The 7,186-nt window shown below is 65.8% G+C and carries 8 protein-coding genes and 1 pseudogene; 4 read left to right on the top strand and 5 right to left on the bottom strand.

The window, feature by feature from the left end; translation table 11 throughout:
• Window positions 1–68: 68 nt before the first annotated feature.
• Together RH94_RS06120 and RH94_RS42520 are read left to right on the top strand one after the other, a co-directional pair.
• Window positions 69–1,234, top strand: a protein-coding gene (locus tag RH94_RS06120; protein WP_234425562.1) for an IS3 family transposase whose coding sequence is annotated in 2 segments (ribosomal slippage) — window positions 69–353 and window positions 356–1,234 — 1,164 coding nt in all. Because the reading frame shifts where the segments join, the coding sequence is not laid out codon by codon here.
• 345 nt (window positions 1,235–1,579) lie between these two features.
• Window positions 1,580–2,080, top strand: a complete 501-nt coding sequence (locus tag RH94_RS42520) for a hypothetical protein (RefSeq protein WP_234425563.1) — start codon at window positions 1,580–1,582, stop codon at window positions 2,078–2,080.
• 391 nt (window positions 2,081–2,471) lie between these two features.
• On the opposite strand, the pseudogene RH94_RS06130 reads toward RH94_RS42520, so the two are convergent.
• Both RH94_RS06130 and RH94_RS06135 read right to left on the bottom strand, forming a co-directional pair.
• Window positions 2,472–3,238 (bottom strand): annotated as a pseudogene (locus RH94_RS06130) (transposase); the annotation flags it as partial.
• Between the two features lie 26 nt (window positions 3,239–3,264).
• A complete protein-coding gene (locus RH94_RS06135) occupies window positions 3,265–3,675 on the bottom strand; it encodes a DUF5959 family protein (RefSeq protein WP_234425564.1) in 411 nt (136 codons plus the stop codon).
• Window positions 3,676–3,840: 165 nt separating this feature from the next.
• Between RH94_RS06135 and RH94_RS06140 the strand changes: the two genes are divergently transcribed.
• Window positions 3,841–4,740: an IS5 family transposase gene (locus RH94_RS06140; protein WP_073946730.1), complete on the top strand. Its 900-nt coding sequence runs from the start codon at window positions 3,841–3,843 to the stop codon at window positions 4,738–4,740.
• Here the strand turns inward: RH94_RS06140 and RH94_RS06145 are convergent.
• Entirely contained in the window at window positions 4,737–4,958 is a 222-nt protein-coding gene (locus RH94_RS06145) for a mycothiol transferase (protein WP_079188915.1), read from the bottom strand. The two genes, RH94_RS06140 and RH94_RS06145, sit on opposite strands and share 4 nt — an antisense overlap.
• A 38-nt stretch (window positions 4,959–4,996) precedes the next feature.
• Entirely contained in the window at window positions 4,997–5,734 is a 738-nt protein-coding gene (locus RH94_RS06150; protein WP_073946632.1) for an SDR family NAD(P)-dependent oxidoreductase, read from the bottom strand.
• An 84-nt stretch (window positions 5,735–5,818) separates the two neighbouring features.
• Here RH94_RS06150 and RH94_RS06155 point away from each other — a divergent pair, with 84 nt between their 5' ends.
• Complete coding sequence (locus tag RH94_RS06155) at window positions 5,819–6,460, top strand: TetR/AcrR family transcriptional regulator (protein ID WP_073946633.1); 642 nt, start codon at window positions 5,819–5,821, stop codon at window positions 6,458–6,460.
• 420 nt (window positions 6,461–6,880) lie between these two features.
• Here the strand turns inward: RH94_RS06155 and RH94_RS42525 are convergent.
• Window positions 6,881–7,186 (bottom strand): hypothetical protein (locus tag RH94_RS42525; RefSeq protein WP_234425565.1); only part of this gene is annotated, 306 nt, incomplete at its 5' end.

The raw sequence follows: 7,186 nt of genomic DNA on the forward strand, positions 1-7,186 counted from the left end.
GGGACTGCTGCACGGTGTGGTGACATCTGATCTGGCTTGCCCGTGGGGCGGCCTGGAAGGATGTTGCTGTGCCTGTTCCCTATCCCGAAGAGTTCCGTGACGACGTCGTGCGCGTGGCCCGCAACCGCGAGAAGGGCGTCACCCTTGCGCAGATCGCGAAGGACTTCGGCGTCCATGAGATGACGCTGTCGAAGTGGCTGCGCCAGGCCGCCGTGGAGGACGGCGAGAAGCCTGGTGTCACCAGGTCCGAGTCGGCGGAGAACCGTGAGCTGAAGAAGCGGATCCGGCTGCTGGAGCAGGAGAACGAGGTCCTGCGCCGCGCGGCGGCCTACCTGTCGCAGGCGAACCTGCCGGGAAAAGGCTCTACCCGCTCGTGAGAGAGCTCGCCGCCGACAAGATCCCGGTCGCGGTCGCGTGCCGGGTACTGGGGCTTGCTCGCCAGCACTACTACCGGTGGCTTCGCCGGCCGGTGACCGAGGCCGAGATCACCGAGGCCCACCGGGCGAACGCGCTGTTTGACGCCCACCGCGACGATCCCGAGTTCGGCTACCGGTTCCTCGCCGGGGAAGCCGAGACGGCAGGCGAGCGGATGAGTGAACGGACCGCGTGGCGGATCTGCCGGGACAACGCCTGGTGGTCAGTGTTCGGGAAGAAGCGGTCGAAGAACGGCAAGCGACCCGGGCCGCCGGTGCACGACGACCTTGTCCGGCGTGACTTCACCGCGAACGCGGTGAACGAGCTGTGGCTGACGGACATCACCGAACATGCCACCGGAGAGGGCACGTTGTACCTGTGTGCGGTCAAGGACGCCTGCTCCGGCCGGATCGTCGGTTACTCGATCGGCAGCCGGATGCAGGCACGGCTCGCGGTGAACGCGCTGGACAACGCCGCCGCACGCAGAGGCGTGGTGGCCGGCTGCGTCGTCCACTCCGACCGCGGCTCGCAGTTCAGGTCCCGGAAGTTCATCCACGCCCTGAACCGTCACGGCCTGGTCGGATCGATGGGAAGGGTCGGCGCCGCCGGTGACAACGCGGCCATGGAGTCGTTCTTCGCACTCCTGCAGAACAACGTCCTGGACCGCCGCACCTGGACCACCCGAGAAGCGCTCCGCACCGCGATCGTCATCTGGATCGAACGGACCTACCACCGGCGTCGCCGACAACTACGGCTGGGCCGATTGACCCCCATCGAGTTCGAGACCACCATGAAGCCCGCCGCAGCCCTCGCGGCATGAAACCCGACTGTCACCCATCCGTGCAGCAGTCCCAAACAGGAGTCGGCTCTCGGCTTGGCTGTGTCCACGACATGACACGACAGCGAACACACCTTGCACGGTTCCGCGTTGGCCGGATGAGTGTCTAACTGCGTGACAACGCCGACGCACAGCGGCGGACAGCTGCGGACCGTCGCAGCAGGTGAGAGGCACACCAGCCCCAGGTCGAGCGCCCAGGCAAGTTGCTTCGGGACGAAGGGGTCCCCACGCCAAGCCCGATAGCATCCAGCTTCGATCGGATCAGCAAGGCGTATGAGGGGGCGGGCCATGCGACCTGCAGGCGTAGTACTGGACGACGCAGAGCGCTTGCAGTGGGACTTCCTGCCGTTCGTAAGCGTCGGGCCGCTGCGTTTCGGGATGAGCCATGACGAGGTCGTTGCTGCGCTGGACGTGGAGTACGCCAGCCTGCTCGTTCCGGGCAGCTTGGCAGAGTTCCATCTGCCGAACTCCGGCGGACAGGCACTGACGACCTACTATGCAGCCGCCGGCCGCCTGCACGGAGTGGCGGTCGACGCCCTGCACGGACCTCAGGTCACGATGGACGGGCTCCGGCTGGTTGGACATGTGCCGTCACAGCTGGCGGACCAGTTCGTCGACTACGTGCTGTCCCACGGCCTGAGGAAGGACGTCTACTTCTCCCAAGAAGGCGACCCCGGCGCCGATGAACTCGGGCTGCAGATGCGTGCACAGCGTGCGGGGGACATCCTCCTCACGCGACCGGTCTTCGTCGCCCGCGAGTGGGCTGATCGTGTCGGAGACACCTCAGAGGGCCACATCCCTCAGGCAGAGTGGCAGGTGCACGCGTAATCGTCAGCAACAACCACCTCGTGGTAATGCCGGTCTCAGCTTTGATCCGCGCTGGCCCAGTGACATCCAACGCTGACATCAACGTCAGCGAACAACAGCGAAGTCCAGCAGCCGGGCGGGGACTGGGCGTCCTGGACGGAGGTGCGCCAGTGCACCCAAGGATCGAACTCCTAAAGCGGATGTCAGCCCACCTGGCCCGGCTCGAACGGGCTGGCCCCCTCCACAACGGGCCGGTGCTGCGGGTCTACAGCTGCCGGCCGACGCAGGCAGGGTGATCATAGATCAGGGCTGAATGCTGCCGCACTGCGGTTTCCCGCGCGACCGCCTAAGGGTTGTCCCGCAATGATCGAAGAGCTGAGTCAGCCAGCTCAGTGTCTGGCCCCTCGGGGCGTCCAGCGAGGGCGATGTTGTGGGGTGCGCGATGCCAAGCATCGCGTGGTGAACACCGTCACCCTTGAGGCGGCAGTCGCGGAGGATCTTCCAGCCCTTCATGCGGGCGAAGGTGTGCTCGACGCGGGCACGGACTTTGCGGTGCGAGCGGTTGTGCTCCTCTTTCCAGGCCGGAAGTTCCGCCTGCCCGGCTTCACGGCGGTGCGGAATGATCAGTCCCGTGCCGCGGTAGCCGCCATCGGCGATCACTGTTGTGTGGCCGACGGCGGCTTTCGCTCCGGACAGCTCCCAGGCCTTGCAGTCGTTGCGGTTGCCGGGCAGGGGCCGGCCGACCGTGACTACGAGGCGGGTGTCGGCGTCGATGACGACCTGGTGGTTGGTGGAGTACCGGTAGTTCTTGGACTGCTCGGCGATGGTGTGGTCGCGGGTGGAGACCAGGGTGCCGTCCACGATCAGCACGGTGTCCTTGCGGAACCGCCGACGCGACCGAAGCGCGAGGAGGGGCCCAAGATGGTTGATGACGCGGTCAGCCGCGGACTTCGAGACCCCGAAGAGGGGACCGAGCTGGCGCAGCGTCAAGTTCGTCCGCCAGTAGGCCGCGACCAGCAGCACCCGGTCGTCCAATGGCAGGCTCCACGGCCGACCCCGCCGGACCGCGTCCGCTCCGTCGCGACGAAGTGCATTCACCAGCTTGCGGAAACAGCGCGGGCTCAGCCCGGTGAACGGTGCTATCCAAGACGGCTCAGACGCCGTGATCACTCCAGCCACACGAAGATCATCACATCCTGCGGGCCCTATGAGGACGCTGAGACAGCCGCCCGGACACGATCCAACCGCAGCCGGTTTTCCTCCAGCCACTCCGAAGCGACGTCGATCGGTACGCGCACCGCGATCTGCGTCGACGGCGAGTCGTGCACAGTCACCTCCACCGGGTCATCGGGAACCACGTCCACCCATGCGCTGCGGTCACCGGCCGGCCACTCGGCCCCCTCCTCAGCCTGAAGGGCATCGAGGCAACGCTCCCACTCGTCCAGATCCTCATGCGATACCTGTAGGCCGACCCGCCCGTTGACGAAGTCGCTCTTCAGAACGATTTCGGCTGGATAGTACCGCTCTTCGCCCACCGTCAGAGGCGCACCGCATCTCACCTCAACCGCGACGCTTTGGACCGTATCTGCGAACTGGAAGAGCTCGAACGTCTGCACACCGTCAACCACATTTGCCTCTTGAACACTTGATGGACCAGATCGCTGTTGATCCTCTCTCACGCACCGACCAGGACGACAGCCTCGGCCTGACATGCGGGACAACTCTTAGGCCGTGTCCAGCGGATCTTGTGACTGTCCCAGCCTTGGTTCGTTGGCATGTTCATGGGGCGGGGAGATCTCACAAATGAAGAATGGGCCCGGCTGAAGCCGCATCTACCGAAATCCGGTCAGCGCGGAGGCCGTTGGGAGAGTCATCGCAGGGTGATCAACGGGATTCTGTTCCGGCAACGCACCGGGGTACCGTGGCGGGATCTGCCTGCGCGTTTCGGTCGGTGGAAGACCATGTACGAGCGGCATCGGCGCTGGTCAGCAGATGGCACATGGGACAAGCTCTTCGCGGCTGTCCTCGCCGATGCTGACGCGGAAGGCCGCATCGACTGGTCTATGGTGAGCGTGGACTCCACCTCCTGCCGGGCCCACCAACACGCCGCGGGAGCACGTAAGAAACCCCCGCGGCTTCCGGGGAAAAGACAGACGCCCCTGCTGCACCGCCCCGATGAGGGCCTGGGACGCTCACGGGGCGGCCTGACCTGCAAGATCCACCTTGCCGGTGAGGGCGGACGCCGCCCACTCGCCTTGCTGATTACCCCGGGGCAGTGGGGCGACGCTCCGCAGCTCATCCCGGTCATGGAGCGTGTCCGTGTCGCCCGCCGGGATGGCGGGCGACCTCGGACTCGGCCTGGCCACCTCGGCGGAGACAAGGCTTACTCATCCCGTCGCAACCGCCGCTACCTGCAGCGACGCCAGATCAAGCACACGATCCCCGAACCGAAGAACCAACGGGCCAACCGACAGCACAAAGGCAGCAGGGGCGGTCGGCCCGCCGGCTTCGACAAAACGATCTACAAACGCAGGAACGAGGTGGAGCGGACGATCAATGCCCTCAAGAGCTTCCGGGCTGTGGCGACGAGGTTCGACAAACGCGCCTACGTCTTCTACGGCACCGTCACCGTTGCCTCGATCCGACTTTGGCTCCGGTCGCGACCCACCGGAGAGACCTAGTAGTACCCCTTCGCCCCGTCGAGCAGCTCCCTCACGGTGTCCGCGTGCCGTCCGGTCTCCTCGACGAGACGGATGAGCATCCAACGGAGGTTGGCGTTGTCGGAGCGGCAGTCGGAGTGGCGGCCGACGTCATCCAAAGAGGCCGCGGCCACGCTCTCGTTGCTTCGGACACACTGGGCCTCGTACGACACACACGCGCGGCCGGGAGTGCGCCACATCGCTTCGAGGGAACCGGATGCGCACCACCGGCCGTCGTTCAGGCCCGGGTGTAGCCGCCGTCGGCGAAGAGTTCGGCGCCGGTGACGAACGACGAGGCGTCCGAAGCCAGGAAGAGGGCGGCCTCGGCGATTTCCTCGGCGTCGGCCAGCCGCCCCAGTGGCACGGCGGCCTCGGCGAACTGGTCGATGTCCGGTCCCGCGGCGCCCAGCAGGCCAGGGGTCCGCGTGGGTCCCGGGCTGAGCACGTTGATCCGGAACCGGCGCTCCCGCGACTGCCGGGCCCAGTTGTGCACGAGGTTGCTCACCGCCGCCTTCGAGGCGCTGTAGACCTCGAGTTGCTCATTGGGCCGCACGCTGTTGCACGAGCCGACGACCAGGATGGAGGCGTTCTCCGCCAGCAGCGGAAGCGCCTTCTGAACGGTGAACAGCGTGCCCTTGACGTTGACGGCGAGCGTCAGGTCGACGTTCGCCTCGGTGTGGGCGCCGAGCGCTGCGTCCGCGGTGATTCCCGCGTTGGCCACCAGCACGCCAATGCGTCCGGCCTCCTCGCGGACTCGCGCGTAGAGCGCGTCCAGGTCGGCCAGGACCGAGACGTCGCATCGTACGCCGGTGGCCGCAGGGCCCAGCTCCTTGACCGCCGCTTCGAGGCGGTCGATGTCCCGGCCGGTCACGAAGACGCGTGCGCCCTCCCGGACGAAGCGGTGGGCGATGGCCAGCCCGATCCCGCTGGTCCCTCCGGTGATCACGGCCACCTTCTCCTGCAGCACGCCTGGCATGTCGAACCCCTTCAGTTGTGGAATGGATCGTCCATAATCTAGGCAGTAATGGACGATCGAGTCAAGAATCGATAGGCTGAGGCCATGGCGAGACCACGCGCATTCGACGAACGCCACGTCCTGGAGCGGGCCAGGGAACAGTTCTGGGCGGCCGGCTATGCCGGAACCCGGATGGACGACATCGCCCGGGCGACCGGCCTGGGCAAGGGCAGCCTGTACGGCGCATTCGGCGACAAGGCCAAGCTGTTCCACCGAGTGTTCGACGACTGGTGCACCGCAGTCGTCGAGGTGGCCGAAGGGCAGATGGCAGGTGGCCCGGACGCAGAAGCCTTGACCCGGCTGTCGGGATACGTGCACCTCATGGCGGAGAACACCGCCTCCGACACCGAGCGCCGCGGATGCCTGTTGGCCAAGGGTGCGGCGGAACTCGCCCAGCACGATCCGGCGGTCGCCGGACGGTCGGCCGAGACCATGACGGCACTGCTGACCCTGCTGCGGACGGAGATCAGCGCCGCCCAGCGCCACGGCGACATTGATAGCGCTGCGGATCCGGAGCGGTTGGCGGCACTGTTGCTGACAGTGGTCCGCGGTATCGAGGCGGTAGGCAAGGCAGGCCTGGACCCGGAGACGCTGCGGAACATTGCAGACACCGCACTGGCGGTCCTGCCTGTGCGCGAGGGGCAGAAACGCCTCGCAGCCGGGCGCAGTCCGGCCCGCGAGAACTAACTTGGTGCCATCACGGCCGCATGATCCGCCGGACAGTGCCTAACCATGCCTGTGCTCATGTGCCCCCCTGGTCCCTGACAGCGCCCCTCCGCCTGGGCTGCACAGTACAGCCACCGGTCGGACTGCTGCTGAGGTGATCCGATCAGCGGCGGCCGCAGTGATCGTCCGCTGGGCCGTCTCTGGGCCGTCCGAGGCTCCCCAAAGCCGACCAACGGCGACCACCAGCGACAGGTGTCCCGACCGGCAGCCCCAGGTCACCCGATTAGATCTGCGACACTGGTAGCCCCCTGCCCAAGCCCGGAGATCTAGCACTTGTCAAAGTTCTCACGGGCGCCGTCCTCACTGACGGTCGGCGCCCGTCACCTTGACTCGGTCATTGAGACTCCGCCGACCTAGTCATGAGGTGAGTGGCTCTGCTGATTACTCAACTACAAAGAATGGATCATCCCACGCGATTCCAAAATTATTGGTTGCGTGTAGAGATTGAACCATCAGCCACTTGAAGTTTTCCTCTGGTGTAAGAACCACGGACGGCCCATTGACCCGGGGGAGCCAGGTCATCGAAATCGGCTCGTTCACGTGCCGTAGCCCAAGCATCTCCAAAACGTAGAGGAATTCCGACGTCAGGGCCTCAGATGATTTTGCCGCCCTAACCAGATAGCGGCAAATATCGAGAACCACCTTCCCCTTGACGGACGCATGATACACACTGGCTAGAGGATTCGG

Source organism: Streptomyces kebangsaanensis, from assembly GCF_001906585.1.
Lineage (GTDB): Bacteria > Actinomycetota > Actinomycetes > Streptomycetales > Streptomycetaceae > Streptomyces > Streptomyces kebangsaanensis.